This window comes from Polaromonas sp. P4_H1, assembly GCF_056400945.1.
On sequence record NZ_JBFUKG010000105.1, the window covers coordinates 1 to 580 of the forward strand.

The following is a 580-nucleotide window of genomic DNA, read 5'->3' on the forward strand; positions in this document are numbered from 1 at the left end:
GAGTGAATGTCTGATCGATGCCGACTGGATCGAAGGTGCGGGGAATCGCTGCATCCGCCGCGAAGATGGCCTTCACTTCGCTGGCGAAATACAGTCGACCTTCGCGCTCGCAGAAATGCAAAGGGCAAATGCCGGTACGATCGCGCGCCAACACCAGACGACGGGCTACCGAGTCCCAGATCGCGAGCGCCCACTGTCCGGTCATCCGCTCGAACGCGTCCTCGCCCCAGGCCCGATCGGCGTTGACGATGACCTCCGTGTCGCTGCGGGTCCGGAACCTGTAACCAAGCCCGATCAGCTTCTCACGCAACTCAACGTAGTTGAATATCTCGCCGTTGAACACGATCCACGTCGTGCCGCTCGCGTCCGCGAGAGGCTGCTGACCGCTCGAAATGTCGATGATGGACAAGCGGGCATGTGCCAATCCTGCGCGTTCGTCCCGGTATAGTCCGCGCTCGTCCGGGCCGCGATGGGCCAGCGCGCCGAGCATGCGCATCAAGGCTTCGCGGGAGGGGGGCCCTGCGGCGGCGGTTACTGACACTATGCCCGCGACACCGCACATGCAGGTTAGTCCTCGAAC

At 63.3% G+C, this 580-nt stretch carries 1 pseudogene; it reads right to left on the reverse strand.

The annotated features are described in order from the left end of the window. Positions 1 to 496 (reverse strand): annotated as a pseudogene (locus AC1DS5_RS25345) (asparagine synthase (glutamine-hydrolyzing)); the annotation flags it as partial. Positions 497 to 580: the final 84 nt, after the last annotated feature.